The organism is Nonomuraea rosea, assembly GCF_039539705.1.
GTDB lineage: Bacteria > Actinomycetota > Actinomycetes > Streptosporangiales > Streptosporangiaceae > Nonomuraea > Nonomuraea rosea.
In genome coordinates, this window is record NZ_BAABDQ010000033.1 from 130,442 (window position 1) to 146,471 (window position 16,030).

The 16,030-nt window shown below is 69.2% G+C and carries 20 protein-coding genes and 1 pseudogene; 12 read left to right on the plus strand and 9 right to left on the minus strand.

Translation table 11 applies throughout. From position 1 onward, the window contains the following. Positions 1 to 95 precede the first annotated feature (95 nt). The 6 genes and pseudogenes from ABEA43_RS48615 (at position 96) to ABEA43_RS48640 (ending at position 4,829) form a co-directional block, all read left to right on the plus strand. Positions 96 to 1,289, plus strand: coding sequence for an NAD(P)/FAD-dependent oxidoreductase (locus tag ABEA43_RS48615; RefSeq protein WP_345572903.1), 1,194 nt, complete (start codon positions 96 to 98; stop codon positions 1,287 to 1,289). Beyond that, positions 1,286 to 2,176: an RNA polymerase sigma factor SigJ gene (gene sigJ / locus ABEA43_RS48620; RefSeq protein WP_345572904.1), complete on the plus strand. Its 891-nt coding sequence runs from the start codon at positions 1,286 to 1,288 to the stop codon at positions 2,174 to 2,176. Before ABEA43_RS48615 ends, sigJ begins: the two co-directional genes overlap by 4 nt. Before the next feature lie 75 nt (positions 2,177 to 2,251). Continuing rightward, entirely contained in the window at positions 2,252 to 3,739 is a 1,488-nt protein-coding gene (locus ABEA43_RS48625; protein ID WP_345572905.1) for an FAD-dependent monooxygenase, read from the plus strand. A gap of 111 nt (positions 3,740 to 3,850) precedes the next feature. Then, positions 3,851 to 4,066 (plus strand): annotated as a pseudogene (locus tag ABEA43_RS48630) (GrpB family protein); the annotation flags it as partial. Between the two features lie 42 nt (positions 4,067 to 4,108). After that, positions 4,109 to 4,612, plus strand: coding sequence for a nucleoside/nucleotide kinase family protein (locus ABEA43_RS48635; RefSeq protein ID WP_345572906.1), 504 nt, complete (start codon positions 4,109 to 4,111; stop codon positions 4,610 to 4,612). 70 nt (positions 4,613 to 4,682) lie between these two features. Next, entirely contained in the window at positions 4,683 to 4,829 is a 147-nt protein-coding gene (locus tag ABEA43_RS48640; protein WP_345572907.1) for a hypothetical protein, read from the plus strand. A gap of 34 nt (positions 4,830 to 4,863) precedes the next feature. On the opposite strand, the gene ABEA43_RS48645 is transcribed toward ABEA43_RS48640, so the two are convergent. Together ABEA43_RS48645 and ABEA43_RS48650 are read right to left on the minus strand one after the other, a co-directional pair. Next, positions 4,864 to 5,763: an ankyrin repeat domain-containing protein gene (locus ABEA43_RS48645; RefSeq protein WP_345572908.1), complete on the minus strand. Its 900-nt coding sequence runs from the start codon at positions 5,761 to 5,763 to the stop codon at positions 4,864 to 4,866. Positions 5,764 to 5,933: 170 nt separating this feature from the next. Continuing rightward, the gene (locus ABEA43_RS48650; RefSeq protein ID WP_345572909.1) at positions 5,934 to 6,476 is read right to left on the minus strand and encodes a class I SAM-dependent methyltransferase; all 543 of its coding nucleotides are present in this window, start codon (positions 6,474 to 6,476) and stop codon (positions 5,934 to 5,936) included. A 137-nt stretch (positions 6,477 to 6,613) separates the two neighbouring features. Between ABEA43_RS48650 and ABEA43_RS48655 the strand changes: the two genes are divergently transcribed. After that, positions 6,614 to 7,051, plus strand: coding sequence for a MerR family transcriptional regulator (locus tag ABEA43_RS48655; RefSeq protein ID WP_345572910.1), 438 nt, complete (start codon positions 6,614 to 6,616; stop codon positions 7,049 to 7,051). A gap of 96 nt (positions 7,052 to 7,147) precedes the next feature. On the opposite strand, the gene ABEA43_RS48660 is transcribed toward ABEA43_RS48655, so the two are convergent. Together ABEA43_RS48660 and ABEA43_RS48665 are read right to left on the minus strand one after the other, a co-directional pair. After that, complete coding sequence (locus ABEA43_RS48660; protein WP_345572911.1) at positions 7,148 to 7,498, minus strand: phosphotransferase family protein; 351 nt, start codon at positions 7,496 to 7,498, stop codon at positions 7,148 to 7,150. A gap of 19 nt (positions 7,499 to 7,517) precedes the next feature. Then, positions 7,518 to 7,712: a hypothetical protein gene (locus ABEA43_RS48665; protein ID WP_345572912.1), complete on the minus strand. Its 195-nt coding sequence runs from the start codon at positions 7,710 to 7,712 to the stop codon at positions 7,518 to 7,520. Positions 7,713 to 7,957: 245 nt separating this feature from the next. On the opposite strand from ABEA43_RS48665, the gene ABEA43_RS48670 reads away from it, so the two are divergent. Beyond that, positions 7,958 to 8,824 carry a GNAT family N-acetyltransferase gene (locus ABEA43_RS48670; protein WP_345572913.1) on the plus strand — a complete coding sequence of 289 codons (867 nt, stop codon included), beginning with the start codon at positions 7,958 to 7,960 and terminating at the stop codon, positions 8,822 to 8,824. A 190-nt stretch (positions 8,825 to 9,014) separates the two neighbouring features. On the opposite strand, the gene ABEA43_RS48675 is transcribed toward ABEA43_RS48670, so the two are convergent. Genes ABEA43_RS48675 through ABEA43_RS48685 form a run of 3 tightly spaced genes read right to left on the minus strand, consistent with a single transcriptional unit; the run spans position 9,015 to position 10,972 of the window. Then, the gene (locus ABEA43_RS48675; RefSeq protein WP_345572914.1) at positions 9,015 to 9,668 is read right to left on the minus strand and encodes an SDR family oxidoreductase; all 654 of its coding nucleotides are present in this window, start codon (positions 9,666 to 9,668) and stop codon (positions 9,015 to 9,017) included. 57 nt (positions 9,669 to 9,725) lie between these two features. Next, a complete protein-coding gene (locus ABEA43_RS48680; protein ID WP_345572915.1) occupies positions 9,726 to 10,475 on the minus strand; it encodes an SDR family oxidoreductase in 750 nt (249 codons plus the stop codon). A 14-nt stretch (positions 10,476 to 10,489) separates the two neighbouring features. After that, positions 10,490 to 10,972, minus strand: coding sequence for a carboxymuconolactone decarboxylase family protein (locus tag ABEA43_RS48685; RefSeq protein ID WP_345572916.1), 483 nt, complete (start codon positions 10,970 to 10,972; stop codon positions 10,490 to 10,492). A gap of 176 nt (positions 10,973 to 11,148) precedes the next feature. On the opposite strand from ABEA43_RS48685, the gene ABEA43_RS48690 reads away from it, so the two are divergent. Genes ABEA43_RS48690 through ABEA43_RS48700 form a run of 3 tightly spaced genes read left to right on the plus strand, consistent with a single transcriptional unit; the run spans position 11,149 to position 13,378 of the window. Further along, a complete protein-coding gene (locus tag ABEA43_RS48690) occupies positions 11,149 to 12,057 on the plus strand; it encodes an RNA polymerase sigma-70 factor (protein ID WP_345572917.1) in 909 nt (302 codons plus the stop codon). 49 nt (positions 12,058 to 12,106) lie between these two features. Beyond that, positions 12,107 to 12,844, plus strand: coding sequence for a VOC family protein (locus tag ABEA43_RS48695; RefSeq protein WP_345572918.1), 738 nt, complete (start codon positions 12,107 to 12,109; stop codon positions 12,842 to 12,844). 48 nt (positions 12,845 to 12,892) lie between these two features. Then, a complete protein-coding gene (locus ABEA43_RS48700; RefSeq protein ID WP_345572919.1) occupies positions 12,893 to 13,378 on the plus strand; it encodes a helix-turn-helix domain-containing protein in 486 nt (161 codons plus the stop codon). 101 nt (positions 13,379 to 13,479) lie between these two features. Here the strand turns inward: ABEA43_RS48700 and ABEA43_RS48705 are convergent, their stop codons facing one another. Then, positions 13,480 to 14,271, minus strand: a complete 792-nt coding sequence (locus tag ABEA43_RS48705) for an SAM-dependent methyltransferase (RefSeq protein ID WP_345572920.1) — start codon at positions 14,269 to 14,271, stop codon at positions 13,480 to 13,482. A gap of 724 nt (positions 14,272 to 14,995) precedes the next feature. Further along, a complete protein-coding gene (locus ABEA43_RS48710) occupies positions 14,996 to 15,181 on the minus strand; it encodes a hypothetical protein (protein ID WP_345572921.1) in 186 nt (61 codons plus the stop codon). Positions 15,182 to 15,341: 160 nt separating this feature from the next. Between ABEA43_RS48710 and ABEA43_RS48715 the strand changes: the two genes are divergently transcribed. Beyond that, a complete protein-coding gene (locus ABEA43_RS48715) occupies positions 15,342 to 15,890 on the plus strand; it encodes a GNAT family N-acetyltransferase (protein ID WP_345572922.1) in 549 nt (182 codons plus the stop codon). Positions 15,891 to 16,030 lie beyond the last annotated feature (140 nt).

The window sequence follows — 16,030 nt, forward strand, 5'->3', positions numbered from 1 at the left end:
CGCCTGCACGATGATCCACCCGCCCCACTTGAGCGGAGTGACGCGTGTCACGTCTCGCCATGTCACGTCCCGGCGATCCGCGGTGTCTTGAGGGCATGATTGAGCACAACACACATCACAAGGTCGTGGTCATCGGTGGCGGTTACGCCGGAACGCTCGCGGCCAACCGCCTGCGGACGCGCGCCGACGTCGACATCACGCTGGTCAATCCGCGCCCGGAGTTCGTCGAACGCATCCGGCTGCACCAGTTCGTGGCCGGCACCGGCGATGCCACGATCGACTACGGCACGCTGCTCGGCGAGGGCATCCGGCTGGTCGTCGACAGCGTCACGCGCATCGACACCGCCTCCCGCACCGTGCGGCTGGCGTCGGGCGGCGGGCTGGACTACGACCACGTCATCTACGCGGTCGGCAGCACCGCGGCGACACCGTCGTCGGTGCCCGGCGCGGCCGAGTTCGCGTTCGACATCGCTGAGTTCGAGTCCGCGCAACGGCTGCGCGCCCGGCTGGCGGAGCTGCCCCCCGATGCCCCGATCACTGTGGTCGGCGGCGGCTTGACCGGCATCGAGACGGCCGCCGAGCTGGCCGAGCAAGGACGCACGGTCACGCTGGTGTGCGGCCAGACGCTGGCGCCCTACCTGAGCGGGCCGGGGCGCCGGTACATCGCCAAATGGCTGTCCCGGCACGGTGTCGTGGTGCTCGAGCCCGCCGTGGTGAGCGAGGTGCGGCCGGACGCGGTCGTCCTCGCCGGCGATTCCGAGGTACGTACGAGCGCGCTGACCATCTGGACCGCCGGTTTCGGTGTGCCGAAGCTGGCGGCGGCGAGCGGGCTGCGTACCGACGCGATCGGCCGGCTCCTCACCGACGAGACGCTGACCAGCGTCGACGACGACCGCATCGTCGCGGCCGGCGACGCCGCCGCACCGTCGGGCCAGCCGCTGCGGATGAGCGGCTACGCCGCCGGGCCGCTCGGGGCACAGGCCGCTGACACCGTGCTGAGCCACATCGCGGGCACCGAACCGGCGATGCTCGAACTGGCCTTCACGGGGGCGTGCGTCAGCCTCGGCCGCCGCGCCGGCATTCGACAGCTCGGCCGCAAGGACGACACCATGGTGAACGCCTACATCGGCGGCCGCATGGGCGCGGTGATCAAGGAGGTGACCTGCAAGTTCGTGGTGTCGAAGCGGATCCGCGGTGAGGCACGCAAGCCGGGTTCCATGGGCTGGCCCAAGGGCGGTCCGCGTCCCCAGCAGACTGCCTCCGCTGCGACGGCGGTCACCTCCCCGTGAGCGCCGACGAGCACGCCGAGCGGTTCACCCTGTTACGGCCGCTGCTGTTCACGATCGTCTACGAGATACTCGGCTCGGTCACCGAATCCGACGACGTGCTGCAGGACAGCTATCTGCGGTGGGCCGACGTGGACCTCGCGACGGTACGGGACACCAAGTCGTACCTGGCACGGCTGGTGACCCGTCAGGCCCTCAACGTCCTGCGGGCGAGCGCGCGCCGTCGCGAGGAGTACATCGGCTCGTGGCTGCCCGAGCCGCTGCTGCTCGCCGAGAACGACGCCTCGACCGATGTGCTGCTCGCCGAGTCGGTGTCGATGGCGATGCTCGTGCTGCTCGAAACACTCACGCCCGATGAGCGTGCGGTGTTCGTGCTGCGTGAGGTGTTCGGCTTCGGCTATCACGACATCGCCGAAGCGGTGGGCAAGTCCGTGGCGGCGGTACGCCAGGTGGCGCACCGCGCCCGCGAGCACGTACAGGCACGGCGTAAGCGCTTCGAGCCCGCCGACGCCGCGACGACCACGAAGATCACCGAGCAGTTCATGACCGCGGCGACCACCGGTGACCTGGAAGGGCTGCTCTGGCTGCTCGCACCGGACGTCATCTGGACCGCCGACAGCGGCGGCAAGGCCGCAGCGGCGCGCCGGCCGGTGGTGGGCGCGGAGAAGGTGGCGGCGGTCCTGATGAGCCTGTTCCGGCAGGGACGGCCGGGGGACCTGCGGATCGAGAGGGTCAACTGCAACAACACGCCCGCGCTGGTGCTCAGCGGCGAGCGCCTGGAGGCCGTCTTCCTGATCGAGATCGCCGACGGGAAGATCACCAACTTCTACGCCATCCGCAACCCGGACAAGCTCCTCGCGGTGGCGGCTCCGCGTCAGATCAGCCGATAGCAGGAGCCGGCAGGTCACGGCGAGATAGGTCGTCATCGCGCGTGTCCGGTAACAGGCTTCGGAAGGGGATTTTTCATGCATGATGTGGTGATCGTGGGCGCTGGCCCGGTGGGTTTGTTCCTTGCCTGCGAGCTCGGTCTGGCGGGTTGTTCTGTTCTGGTGCTGGATCGGGAGCCGGAGCCGGGTTCTCCGTGGAAGGCGGAGCCGCTGGGGATGCGGGGGTTGTCCGCCGCGTCGGTCGAGGCGTTCTACCGCCGCGGGCTGCTGCACCCGCTGCTGGCGGCGTCGGGCGCCGATGAGGCGGCACCGCCGCGCAATGTGGGCCATTTCGCCGGCATGGCGCTCGATCCGGCCAAGGTAGACGTCGAAGCCCTGCCGTTCCGGCTGCCCAGCCCGGCACCGGAGTTCGTGCTGGCAAGCCTCGAAGCGGTGGAGGCGGTGCTGGGTGAGCGGGCGGTCAAGCTGGGTGTGGAGGTCAGGCGTGGGGTCACGGTCTCGGGGGTCGCGCAGGACGATGCGGTGGTGGTCGCGCGGGCCGGTGGGCGTGAGTACGCGGCGCGCTGGCTCGTCGGCTGCGATGGCGGGCGTAGTGCGGTGCGCGGGCTGGCGGGGTTCGACTTCGCCGGCACCGAGCCGCAGTTCACCGGTTACACGGTGCTCGCCACCCTCGCCGATCCCGGGAAGCTGCGTCCGGGGTTCAATCTGACGCCGACCGGCATGTACCTGCGGATGCCTACCGAAGGGCATCTGGGCATGCTGGACTTCGACGGCGGCGCGTTCGATCGCTCGCAGCCGCCCTCTCGCGAGCACCTCCAGGCGGTTCTGCGCCGCGTATCGGGCACGGATGTGACGTTGAGCGAGGTTCATCTCGCTTCGAGTTTCACCGATCGGGCGATGCAGACGACGACGTACCGGCGGGGGCGGGTCCTGCTGGCGGGCGACGCCGCTCACATCCATCCGCCCTTTGGGGGGCAGGGGCTCAACACGGGTATCGGCGACGCCATGAACCTGGGCTGGAAGCTCGCGGCGACCGTGCACGGGCACGCGCCGGACGGGCTGGTCGACACCTACACCCGCGAACGCCATCCCATCGCCGCATCGGTGCTCGACTGGACGCGCGCCCAGACAGCGGTCATGCGGCCGGATCCGCATGCCCAGGCGATCCAAGCGGTGATCCGCGACCTGCTCGCGACCCGTGACGGGGCGACTTACGTGTTCGAGAAGACGTCGGGGTCGTCGATCCGCTACGACCTGGGCAGCGAGCAGCCGCTGGTCGGCCGCAGCGCCCCGGACCTGCGTCTGGAGGACGGCACCCGTCTCGGCGACCTGCTGCAGGACGGGCGAGGCGTCGCGCTCGACTTCAGCACCGGCCGGCGCCTGCACGGCTCCGCGACGGGCTGGGCGAGCCGGATCCGGTACGCGGCCGGTCCGGCGAGCAACGACCTCGGGTTCGGGGCCGTGCTCGTCCGGCCCGACGGCGTGGTCGCCTGGGCAGGCGATCGCGACCCTGATCCGGCAGCCTTCGAGCAGGCCGCTGCCCATTGGTTCGGCAACCCTGCGTGAAACCAGGCCGGCTGCGACTGTTGCGTTTGCGCGGCAAGCGGCACAGCGGTCAGCGCGTCTGCTCCAAACTGGGGCACATGCCTTTCCCCGACGAGCCCGCCGCAGTGGGCAGCGGATTTCGAGCAGCGGGCCAGGAAACTGCACGACGCACTTGGAGACCACGCCCGCGCCATCGACCACGTCGGATCCACCGCGGTGCCGGGTCTGGCCGCCAAGGACTGCGTGGACATCCAGGTCAAGGCCTCGGCTACGGCAGTCCTGATGACGGCGGCCGAACGCTGGGCAGCCGAGACCGGCTGGCAGCCGGCTCCGAGCCGCATCGCCTGAAACAGAGCCCCTTGGGGGGCGAGCGTACGAGAGGATCACTCCGTGCGAGCGTTGATTCTGTCCGGACCTCCAGCGGTGGGCAAGAGCACGATCGGTCCTCTCGTTGCGCAGAAACGACCATGTGCCGCCTTCATCGACGTGGACGATGTTCGCCATCTGATCGTCAGCGGCCACGCCGCACCCTGGAACGGCCCGGAAGGTCTTCGCCAGCAACGACTGGGGGTGCTGAACGGCTGTTCGCTGGCCCGCAACTTCTTGGACGGCGACATCGACGTGGTCATCGTGGACGTGCTGACGGACAACACTGCCGGGCTCTATCGGGCCGCACTGCCCGACGTGCTGATTCTGAAGCTCGAGGTGGACTTCCGCGAGGCGGCGAGACGAGCAGGGACCCGGCCTGCGTACCTGAAGCCGGAAGAGTTTCGCGCGCTGCACGACCAGCAGCACGATTTCACGGATGGTGACGTCCGGCTGGACGTCACACGGCTGTCTGCGCAAGATGCCGCTGCGCAGGTGGAGGACATCTGGCTGTCCGGCCGGGGGTGACACAGAAGCGCTCTCAGGTCCTCGCCACCATAAGGGGACTCGTAAGAGATCTCGACACGAAGCCGCCGGCGTGCCTGGCAGCACCCAGGCGGCCGTCGCGATCCGGGCGCTGCGGAAGGCGTTCCCCGGCCGCTGGCGCGTGCCCGAGGACGGTCTGGAGGCCACGCTCCCGCCCGCCGGGGCCGACATCCAGCGGATGCGCCTGATCACTCGGTGAACCGCGTGCGCCGGCTCACCCGCCGCCCGTCTGATCAGGCCCAGTAGTCCCTTTCTGGCAGCCGCAGGATCGTGTCCGGATCGGTGATCGCGCGGGCGTCGTCAGGGCGCAGGCCCGCCCCGGCGAAGCAGTAGGCCTCGGGGTAGCCGTCGTAGAGGTATTTGAGCAGGATCTCCGCGGCGGAGTCGGTGGCGGAGACGTCGATGCTGCCCCCGCAGGTGTCCGACTCCACGTCCTCGCCGTCGCGGTAGACGCAGCCCCGGTTGCCGCTCTTGGGGTTGGAGTACATGCCGTAGGCGACCGTGCCCGCCGACAGCGCCGACATGACGCCGGGGGTGGAGGCCATGTATCCGTACTCCTGGCTGACGACGCAGCCGCCGGGCACGTCGGTGAAGGCGACGAACCGCAGGGCCTCCTCGTCGAACGGGTCTTCCATGATCTCCTCCAGTTCTTCCTCGTCGGCGGGCTCGGCGGCCAGGCGCCGGGCCGCCTCGGCCGCGCTGATGCCGCGTACGCACGCGAGACTGAAACCGTCGCCCTCGACGGCGGCGAACGCGCCGATCAGGCGTCCAGCCTCCGCCACGGCGGCCGCCTCGGCCTCGCCGAGGCCGGCGTGACCTGGCGGGAACGGGAAGAACAGGCCGGGCGTCGGGCCGGCCAGGCTCAGCCGGCCGGGCGACCAGCCGTCCATCATGGACCGCCATGGGTCCGCGCCCGCGGCGACCAGGGCACGGGCGTTCTCGGGCCGGTCGTTGAAGACCGCCTCCCAGAGCGCGGTGCGGCCCTCGCACAGCGCGTCGACGTCGTCGACCCGGCCGGCCAGCTCGGCGACCACCTCCGGCGAGCCGAACTCCGCCGCGGCGTGCAGCGGGCGCTCAAAGGAGTGCTCCGTCTCGTTCGGGTCGGCGCCCGCGTCGAGTCTGGCGCGGATCAACGGGAGGTCCTCCCAGGAAGCCCCTGGTAAATCGGACCATCCGGCAGCTCTGTTGGCGGTCATGACAGCTCCTTCGAGATCACCTGCGGATACGAGCAGGGCCATCATGGCGGAGGGCAGGGACAATTTCGGGGTCAGCCGTCGCGCCCCGGCGCAGGGAATCTGGTCGTCTACGGCGGGTTGCCGCCAAGCACGCAGGCGACCGGCGGGCTGAGCTCGAGGGTCTCGACCCGGAGACGGATGAAGCCGGCCTGGGTGAGCAGGTCCTGGAGCTCCTGGGCGGCTCGGGCCGTGGTCTCCCGGGTGGCGCCGGGGGAGCGGGGCTGACTGACGAGCGCGATGCGTCCCCCGGGGCGGAGCAGGCCGCGCAGCTCGCGAAGCCGCTCCGCCGGGGCGGGCCAGAACCCCACGGAGTTGACGGCGAGGATGGCGTCGAGCGGATCGCCGAAGCTCGGCAACTGCTCGACGGAGGCGTGCGTGAGGTGCACCCGGCGGGCGCGGACTGCGGCGGCGTTGCGACGGGCGGCCTGCCGGACCATGGCCTGCGAGTGGTCGACGCCGAAGACGTGGCCCCGGGTTGCGCGGCCGGCGAACTCGGCGATGGCGACGCCGGGACCGAAGCCGATCTCGAGCACCCGGTCGGTGGGCTGCACGTCCAGCAACGACACCGCCCAGATGTTGCGCCGCCGGTTGGAGGGGCGATGAGCGAACATCCGGCCGACCGCCCACCCCACGACGCCTCGGGGGTGATGGGCCTGGCGCACCAACGTTCTGATCGCGCGTTGCTTGAGAGATGTGCCTGCTGTCTGCATGATCGCCAGTCAACGGCTTCAAGTATGCTTGAAGTCAAATGAGTGAGCAGCTGACGATCGGTGAGCTGGCGAGCCGCACGGGTGTCGCCACCTCCGCGCTGCGCTACTGGGAGGAGCTCGGCCTGCTCCCGGAGCCGGCCCGGGTCTCGGGCCAACGGCGTTATCCGCCGTCGGCGGTCAAGCTGGTCGGTGTGGTCTTGATGCTGCGGGGCGTCGGCTTCACGCTGCGGGAGGTCAAAGGGTTCGTCGCGGCTCGTTCGCCGGACAGCGAGGGTTGGCGGGAGCTGTACCGGAGCAAGCTCACCGAGCTGGAGCAACGGATCGCCCAGGCTCAGGTGGCCCGCACCGCGATCGCCCATGGCTTGGCCTGCCCGCACGAGGACATCCTCGAGTGCTCCAACTTCGTCAGCGGGGTCGATGCGCTCCTGACGGGGTGTTCTCTCGAAGAGGCTCACGAAAAGGTTCATTCGCAGTGACCTCGCCGTCGAGCTCTTCGCCTCGGTAGCTGATCGCGATCAGCCAGAGGCCGCGCGGATGGCCCACCTGCTCGGTGACGAACTCGAACACTCGCCTCAACGATCGCAAAAAGGCCGGGAGAGTTCGAGATCGGCGTCCACCCGGCGCAACCCGTCGAAACCCCACGTGGTGACGCCCTCCAGGTCGACCTCGTGGTGAATGCGAACGGCAAGGTCGCGCAGCGAGCGGGCGAGCCGGGCGTACTCCAGGTGGGTGAGGTCGAGTCCCTCCGCGCCGTAGGCGCGCAGGAAGCGCACAGGATCGGGCCCGCACAGGGCGGCGAACACGTCGTGCTCGCGTGGCGCCAGCATCGTGTGACCCCAGTCGAGCAGCGTCGCGATGCGGCCGTCGCGGTCAACGAGGACGTTGTGCGGGAACAGGTCGTGGTGGCACACCACGTGCGGCACGTCGATCGCGCGTGCGCGTTCAAGCCAGCTCAGCGGTCAGCGCCAGACCGGCGTCACTGTCGGGCTGCTGACGCCAGAGTTTCACGAACCAGCGCCCGTCGGTGAACGCATCCGCTTCGAACCCGCCCGGATGCGGCCGCAATTCGCCCAGCTCAACACCGAAGGCGTCGCGGACCTGAGCCGTCGTCGGCGGTCGTACTTCGCTCCACATCAACCCAGGACGCTACCGCTGCCGAGGGCAGCCGGTCGACGTCTTTTGCGGGCGCCGGTTCGACGTGGCCGGCCTGCCGGTGTTGAACGTCCCGGCCCGCCGCCGAATGCCCGGTCTGTCAGGTGCACACTCGACAGGATGATCACGTTTGGCGACCCCCGCGGAAGAACATCAGGTGACCTCCCCGTCACGCCGGGCGGCCGGAAACCGGGTGCGGGCCGCCGGGGTGGTGGTGTGTGATCGAGTGCATGGCGATCGTGTTGGGTGTGCCGGGAGTGGACGGGCTGGGCGAGGCAGTGGGCGTGCTGCGGGAGTGGCAGCACGACGGGGCGCCGATGCAGCTGCATCCGGGGGATCTGGGCTGGTTCTGGCGGTTCGGTGCGGAGGCGACGGCCGCGGCGGTCCGTACGTGGAGCCGGGACGGCCGGATCCTCGCCGTCGGGCTGCTGGACCAGCCCGATCTGTTGCGGCTGACGATGGCGCCGGACGTTCAGCGGGACGAGGAGCTGGCGCAGCAGCTGGTAGAGGATGTGACCGAGCCGGGGCGCGGCGTGCTGCTCGAGGGGAAGGTGAACGTCGAAGCGCCCATGTGCGCCCTGATCCAAGATCTGCTGTTCGAGAACGGCTGGAACGCTGACGAGCCGTGGACGCCGCTGCGCCGCGACCTCGCGGAGCCGGTGCGGGATCCAGGCGTGCGGATCGAGGTGATCGGGCCGGGGCGGGCGCACGTGCGGGCGGCCGTACAGCGGGCCTCGTTCGACGGCTCGACGTTCGCGGACGAGAGCTGGCACGCGATGGCGGCCGGATCGCCGTACGCTGACGCCCGGTGTCTGGTCGCGTACGACGACCAGGGCAATGCGGTGGCGGCGGTGACGGTGTGGTCGGCCGGGCCGGGCAGGCCTGGGTTGCTTGAGCCGATGGGCGTGCACCGGGAACATCGCGGTCACGGCTACGGCAGGGCGATCACCGTCGCGGCGGCCGCCGCGCTCAAGGAGCTGGGCTCGTCGAGCGCGATCGTCTGCACCCCGAGCTCCAATGCTGGCGCCGTCGCCACCTACAAGTCGGCCGGTTTCCAGCCGCTCTCCGAGGTCCGGGACAAATACCGGGACGCCTGAAGGCCCGGGCCGCCGCAGATGGTCTGCTCAGCCAGGCCACGTCCTTGTTCGCCGCCGTCGCCGCCGTGGCGACGATCCGTGCCCGGACGGAGGACGTCCCCTTCCGGCGGACGAACCAACGTAAAGTTCCGTGCGTCACCGGCGTGAGCCGTGTTCTCGGAGCTCAGCGCCGCTCCGAGAACACGGTTGCTCAGGGTTGGATGTCGAGCCACTCCTGGAAGGTCGGGCCGGCGAGCTTGGCGTGCGGGCTGGGCAGGAACCCGCCCTCGGCGGCGATCTCCGCATCGGGCATGCCCGAACCGTCGACGCCGACGACCTTGATGCCGCGGCGGGCGCCGAGGAGTGCGGCCGCCTCCGCCAAGGACTCCTTCCGGGGGCCCGCGATCTCGGGGATCGGCCTTCCCGGGGCGGGGCCGAGGGCCAGGCCGACCAGTTCCTCGGCCACGGTGCGGCAGGCCACGAGCTGGGTGGGCAGGGCCGGGAGGTAGGCGACGTCGCCCTGCCGCCAGTCCAGAAGCTGGCCGACGAACTCGTGGAACTGCGCGGCCCGCAGAATACGGACGGGAAGCGGGCCGGACAGGAGAAGGTCCTCGTGCACCTTCTTGGCGGCGACGAAACCGGCGGTGGCCTTGTCGACGCCGATGATGGACGCCATGGAGATCTGGGCGACCCCCGCCTTCTGACCGTATTCGTGCAGATTGCGGGCCGACGTGCGGAAGAACTCCGTCGCCGCCTCCTGCTCGGAGGCGTGCCACGAGGCGACGTCGATGATGACATCCACCCCGGTGAGCGCCTCGGCCAGGCCCTCACCGGTGATGATGTCCACGCCGGTGGCTCGTGACATCGGCACGACCTGGCGCCCTCTTCTCGGAGCTCAGCGCCGCTCCGAGAACACGGTTGCTCAGGGTTGGATGTCGAGCCACTCCTGGAAGGTCGGGCCGGCGAGCTTGGCGTGCGGGCTGGGCAGGAACCCGCCCTCGGCGGCGATCTCCGCATCGGGCATGCCCGAACCGTCGACGCCGACGACCTTGATGCCGCGGCGGGCGCCGAGGAGTGCGGCCGCCTCCGCCAAGGACTCCTTCCGGGGGCCCGCGATCTCGGGGATCGGCCTTCCCGGGGCGGGGCCGAGGGCCAGGCCGACCAGTTCCTCGGCCACGGTGCGGCAGGCCACGAGCTGGGTGGGCAGGGCCGGGAGGTAGGCGACGTCGCCCTGCCGCCAGTCCAGAAGCTGGCCGACGAACTCGTGGAACTGCGCGGCCCGCAGAATACGGACGGGAAGCGGGCCGGACAGGAGAAGGTCCTCGTGCACCTTCTTGGCGGCGACGAAACCGGCGGTGGCCTTGTCGACGCCGATGATGGACGCCATGGAGATCTGGGCGACCCCCGCCTTCTGACCGTATTCGTGCAGATTGCGGGCCGACGTGCGGAAGAACTCCGTCGCCGCCTCCTGCTCGGAGGCGTGCCACGAGGCGACGTCGATGATGACATCCACCCCGGTGAGCGCCTCGGCCAGGCCCTCACCGGTGATGATGTCCACGCCGGTGGCTCGTGACATCGGCACGACCTGGCGCCCTCGTTCGGTGAGGACATCGACGACGTGGCGGCCCAGCCGCCCGGTCGCTCCCGCCACCGCGAACTTGGTGATGCTCATGCTGTACGCCTTTCTTACTCGCTGTAGTTCTGGCCGGGGGGCATGCCGGGGATCGGCTTGGCGATGAGAGCGGCAGGGGTGAAGAAGCCGATATGGGCGATCGCCATGATGAGCGTCCAGAGCGCCTTGTCGTCGTAGTGCGCGGCCGCCTTGGCGTACAACTCGTCGGGGACTCGTTCCCCGGACGGGTTCGGGGACAGGACCGCCTCCACCAGCTCCAGCGCGACCCGTTCGGCGTCGGTGAAGTAGGTGGCGTCCCGCCAGGTCGCCACGGCCGTGATGCGCTCCTCCGATTCCCCTGCCTGGCGGAGGTTGCCGGTTTCCCTGATGGTGAAGTACGTGCTGCCGAGCAGTTGCCCGGCGCGCAGTTGCAGCAGGTGGACGGTGGTCTGCGGAATCGAGCCGTTCTTGATGACCTTGTGCAGGCCTGCGCCGACGTCCGCCATCTCGGGGACGAACGGGAGGGGGTTGGGCATACGCGACCGGAGATCGGTCATGCTGGGACTTCCTTACTCGTGGTGTTGCGTCGTAACGAGCAAGAGATCCCGGCGGTCCGCTCCTTGTGACAGCGGGGCCTGTGTGACATAGACCACCGAACGTCGGTGTCACAAAGCGGCGCGGCCGGGATCGTATGGACATGGCACGGTCGCGTACGAACAGGCAGGAACCAGCGATGAGCGAACGAACAGAGCAACCGGCTTGCATGGACGCGGCCACCGAGGCGTTCGTCGCCCACCGCAACCTGCTGTTCACTCTCGCGTACGAGATCCTCGGCTCCGCCACCGACGCCGAGGACGTCCTGCAGGAGACCTGGCTGCTGTGGGCGGGCGTCGATCTCGGCACGGTGCTGGACCGGCGCGCCTACCTGATCCGGATCGCCACCAGACAGGCGCTGAAACGACTGCGCACCCTGGACCGGCGCAAGGAGACCTACGTCGGGCCATGGCTCCCCGAGCCGCTGCTGACCACGCCCGATGTGGCAGAGGACGTCGAGCTGGCCGACAGCGTCTCGATGGCGATGCTGCTGGTGCTGGAGACGCTCGGGCCGACCGAACGGGCGGTGTTCGTGCTGCGCGAGGTGTTCGATCTGGACTACGACGAGATCGCCCAAGCCGTCGGCAAGAGCCCGGTCGCGGTACGCCAGATCGCCCACCGGGCACGGGCGCACGTCGCCGCGCGCCGCCCACGCGGCACCGGCTCCCCGGCCGAGCACCGAGCCGCCCTCCAGGCTTTCCAGCGAGCGGTCGAAACCGGCGAGTTGCAGAGCCTGCTCGACATCCTCGCGCCGGACGTCGTCGCCCTGAGCGACGGCGGCGGTGTCAAACACGCCTTGCTGCGGCCCGTCGTGGGGGCTGACAACGTCGCTCGCCTGCTGGCCGTCGGCTGGTGGAAGCGCGACGCGGAAAGGTCGGTCGAGCTGGTGCAGATCAATGGCGGCCCGGGGCTGATCGTGCGCGTCGACGGCGAGATCGACGGCGTGGTGGCCGCGCGGGTGGAGAACGGCTACGTCACCGGCGCCTACCACGTACGCAATCCCGAGAAGCTGTCGCGTATCGAACAGGAGACCGCCGTGAGCCGCTGACGGGACTTCTCGTTCGGATGTTCGTCATGACCTGCATAGGATTGGCGGCATGGCGCTGCGACTCGTTCAGGTGAATATCAAGGCTGGGGATGACTCGGCGCTCGGCCGGTTCTGGGCGGAGGCGCTCGGCTGGAGCATGTCCAGCGAAGGGCCCGGCGTGACCAACCTTCAGCCCGTGGGCTTCAGCTGGCCGGACCCCGACGCCTTCTACATCGACCTTGTCACCGTCCCGGACCCCGAGACGGTGAAATACCGTGTGCACCTCGACCTCGCCACCACCTCCGCCGCTCATCAGGCGGAGCTGGTCGCGCGCCTGAAGGACCTCGGTGCCACGCCCGCCGACGTGGGCCAGGGCGACGTCCCGTGGACGGTCTTGGCCGACCCGGAGGGCAACGTGTTCTGCGTGCTGGAGCCTCGGGAGATCTACCGGGACACCGGGCCGATCGCCGCGGTGGTCGTCGACTGCGCCGACCCGCGGGCCATGGTCCAGTTCTGGGGTGAGGCGATCGACTGGACCGTGCACGAGGTGACCGACGATCACGCACGGCTGCGCTCCGCCAAGGGTGTCGGGCCGTATCTGGAGTTCCTCCGCAGGCCTGGTGTGCCGACCGTGTGGAGCCGCATCCATCTCGACCTGCTGCCGTACCCCAGTGAGGATCAGGCGGCGGAGGTGGCCCGGCTGAAGGCCCTCGGTGCGACGGCTGCCGACGTGGGCCAGGGCGACGTTTCGTGGAAGGTGCTGGCCGACCCGGCGGGTAACGAGTTCTGCGTTCTCGGCCCGGCCTGACGCGGAGCCGCCCTCACCTCTGATCACTCCAGTTCGACAATGGGTGACATGACCAGTGCATCCGGCCCCGGCGAACTTGACGCCTTCCTCAAGGCTCGCCGGGCGCGACCGGCCCCGCAGGACCTCGGCCTGCCCGAGCAGGGCCCTCGCCGCAAGGTCGCGGAGCTCCGCCGTGAGGAGGTCGCCCAGCTCGCCGCGATCAGCGTCGACTACTACACGCGGCTGGAGCAGGGCCGGGTACGAGCATCCGCTTCGGTGCTCGCCACGCCGGCCCAGGCGCTGCGTCTGGACGACGACCAGCAGCGGTACCCGTACCAACTGGGCGGCAAGATCGACGCGCGTCGCGCATGCAGCGCCTCATGGTCCTCACCGCCGAACCCGGTTCGCCATCGCACGACGCGCTGCGCCTCCTCACCTCGTGGACGCCCGGGCCACCGAGCGGGAGCCTCTGGGGGGTTGCGCCCGGGTGACGCGCCTGAGGCCTGGCCATGGGGGAGCGGGGCGTGCCTGGAAGAGCGGACGGCATCTCCGTAAATTGCGCGCCCGGCGCCCAGTTTGGGGCGCCGGATCGCTACGGCCTTACCGACCGGTTTTCCTGCGAGTTTCGGGCGAGTGGGCAAGCCTGAGCCGGCAGATCAACGCTTTCGTCCCACGCCACAGATCGCCGCCATCCCCGTCATGCGATCCAGCGCCGGAACCGACTCGTCCGGACGCCATTCCGGCAGCGGCACCACGCCCGGGGGCACCAGGTCCAGTCCGTCCAGGAACTCGGCGATCTGCTCGGGCGAGCGGAGCACGGCCCCTGTCCCTGAGGCGCTGTAGAAGCTCGCCGCCTTCCGGAGTTGCGGAGTGTCGCCGATGTGGCTGACGACCAGGTACGACCCCGGCGGCATCGCGTCCATCACGGTGCGGACGACTCGGTAGGCGTCTTCGTCCGGCAGGAAGTGCAGCATCGCCAGCATCATCACTGCGATGGGCTGATCGAGACCTATCAGGGAGTCGGCCTCTGCCAGGATTGGCTCCGGCTTGTACAGGTCGCCCTCCACGACATGCGTGTTGCCTGTCGTGGCCAGCAGTGCCCGTGCGTGTGTCAGCGCTACCGGGTCATTGTCCACGTAGACGACTTGGGCCCCCGGGTGCGCCTTTTGCGCTACCTCGTGGACGTTCTCCATCGTCGGCAGTCCTGCTCCCAAGTCGAGGAACCGTCCGATGCCTGCTTCGCCGGCCAGAAATCGCACCACTCGGCGAAGGAACAGCCGGTTGTGATAGGCCATCAACGGCATTTCGGGTACGGCGGCCTTCACTCGGTCGCCCATCTCCCGGTCCGCCGCGAAATTGTCTTTTCCGCCGAGCCAATAGTCATAGACGCGTGCAATGCTCGGCACAGTCGGGTCGACACCTGTGGGCGGTACGTCAGCGTGGTTCATGGTCATGACGTTAACAAGCCTGACGCCCGGTTGCGGCCGCTGGCGGTCTGTCCCATGGATCGCTGAATCGGTGAGTTTGGCTGCGTGGTTGTCTGAGTCGATGCGAGGCCGGATAGCCGCAGGTGGCGGTGTCGCAGGCGTCTCGGCGGGCGACGACGGACTGACCGTGCGGATTGTGTGGGTGATCTGAGGGTGCCGTACGACCTGGTCGTGCGCGCCACGGAGCGCACGGCCAGACCTCTGGCTAAAGGATGGTGACGCGGTCGCCCGGCGGGGCCGGCACTGGTGAGTGGGCGACCAGGTAGGCGGCGAGCGCTCCGGTGTCGTCGGGACCGCTCGTGTAGGTGGTCGTCCCTTCCCAGCGCGGCCAGCCGTCGAAGCCGGCGATGAGGCTCCAGCCGTGAGTGTGGGATCGCTGGCGTTCGCCGCCTCGGTGTCCGCCGGCGCACCATCGCGTCCAGGAGGTGCGCTGGTTCGGCGGTGCCGTAACCGTCGCGCAGTTCGCGTAGATGCCGGGCTTGGTCGGCGATCGGTACCCGGCCCTGCGACTGGATGCACCAGGTCCAGGCCATGTAGCCCAGGTCGTCGAGCCGGTCGCCGTGTCGCCGGCCCGCACCACTTGCCGGGCGCGGTTTCCGCCGGTGAGAGGTTCCTCGGTCGCAACAGCCTGGGGCGTCGACTGCTTGCCGTGTGCTTGGGAACGAGGGCGGTCGTCCAACGTGCTCTAACCGCGCCGGCCGCCGGCTGCCTTGGCCACCAGCAGGGCGAAGCAGATCAGTTCCGCGATGCCGAGCACGGCCAGCAGGACGAATTGGGGGATCCCGGTCATGCTGCCGTTCATGACGAAGGCGAACGCCAAGACCAGTACGCCCGCCGCGATGATGAGCCATACCGTGGACACGTTGTTCATGGGGTTACCTTTTTCCGCCTGATCAACTGTCCTCGCAGCGCTGGGCGTTCGTAAGTCCGTGATGTCATCGGCGAGAGGTGACAGGGGTCACATGCGACCTGTGGCTGCGGCGGAGGATCTGGTGTGATTTTCTGCCCGGAAGAGGCCCTAACATCGATCCATGTCTGACATGCCGACACGGGTGGAATTGTGCCCGCTCACCCTCGCTGATCAGGATGAGTTCTGCTCGCTCGTGAAGGCCAGCGTCGAGCTCCATTTGCCGTGGATGCAGCTGCCCGCGACCCCGGAGGAGTTCCAGGTCTGGATGCGCCGCTTTGCGGACGGCACCAACCTGGGCTATCTGATCCGCGTTCAGGAGACCGGTGCCGCCGCCGGCATGGTCAACATCAACTCGATCATCCGGGGCCGTTACCAGGGCGCGTCCGTCGGCTATGCGGCATTCGCTCCGTCCGCGGGACGGGGTTACATGACCGAGGGGCTCACTGTCGCCCTGCAGCATGCTTTCAACGACCTGCGGCTCCATCGGCTGGAGGCGAACATTCAGCCGGAGAACAAGGCGTCTTTGGCTTTGGCCGAGCGCTTGGGCTTCCGTTATGAGGGCCTGTCGCCCGCCTATCTCTACATCGACGGGGCCTGGCGTGACCACGAACGCTGGTCCATCACCGCGCCGTCTCCCTGGACGCCCGATCCGTCCCTTCCCGAGGTCTAGGCTTCGCTCTCTTAGAGCCTGCTGACAAAGGACTTTGGTGTCGAGGCTCAAGTCACGAGAGTGTCGAGGTGCGGTCATCATTGGGCCGTTGACCGGTGAACGGGAGCGGGCTCCCGGTAGCTGAGGTGTTGTCTAAGCAG

Coding starts and splice junctions, on each gene's coding strand:
- ABEA43_RS48615 (WP_345572903.1), top strand. CDS start 96: ATGATTGAGCACAACACACATCACAAGGTCGTGGTCATCGGTGGCGGT.
- ABEA43_RS48625 (WP_345572905.1), top strand. CDS start 2,252: ATGCATGATGTGGTGATCGTGGGCGCTGGCCCGGTGGGTTTGTTCCTT.
- ABEA43_RS48650 (WP_345572909.1), bottom strand. CDS start 6,476: ATGTTCGCTCATCGCCCCTCCAACCGGCGGCGCAACATCTGGGCGGTG.
- ABEA43_RS48655 (WP_345572910.1), top strand. CDS start 6,614: ATGAGTGAGCAGCTGACGATCGGTGAGCTGGCGAGCCGCACGGGTGTC.
- ABEA43_RS48670 (WP_345572913.1), top strand. CDS start 7,958: ATGGCGATCGTGTTGGGTGTGCCGGGAGTGGACGGGCTGGGCGAGGCA.
- ABEA43_RS48675 (WP_345572914.1), bottom strand. CDS start 9,668: ATGTCACGAGCCACCGGCGTGGACATCATCACCGGTGAGGGCCTGGCC.
- ABEA43_RS48680 (WP_345572915.1), bottom strand. CDS start 10,475: ATGAGCATCACCAAGTTCGCGGTGGCGGGAGCGACCGGGCGGCTGGGC.
- ABEA43_RS48685 (WP_345572916.1), bottom strand. CDS start 10,972: ATGACCGATCTCCGGTCGCGTATGCCCAACCCCCTCCCGTTCGTCCCC.
- ABEA43_RS48690 (WP_345572917.1), top strand. CDS start 11,149: ATGAGCGAACGAACAGAGCAACCGGCTTGCATGGACGCGGCCACCGAG.
- ABEA43_RS48695 (WP_345572918.1), top strand. CDS start 12,107: ATGGCGCTGCGACTCGTTCAGGTGAATATCAAGGCTGGGGATGACTCG.
- ABEA43_RS48700 (WP_345572919.1), top strand. CDS start 12,893: ATGACCAGTGCATCCGGCCCCGGCGAACTTGACGCCTTCCTCAAGGCT.
- ABEA43_RS48705 (WP_345572920.1), bottom strand. CDS start 14,271: ATGAACCACGCTGACGTACCGCCCACAGGTGTCGACCCGACTGTGCCG.
- ABEA43_RS48710 (WP_345572921.1), bottom strand. CDS start 15,181: ATGAACAACGTGTCCACGGTATGGCTCATCATCGCGGCGGGCGTACTG.
- ABEA43_RS48715 (WP_345572922.1), top strand. CDS start 15,342: ATGTCTGACATGCCGACACGGGTGGAATTGTGCCCGCTCACCCTCGCT.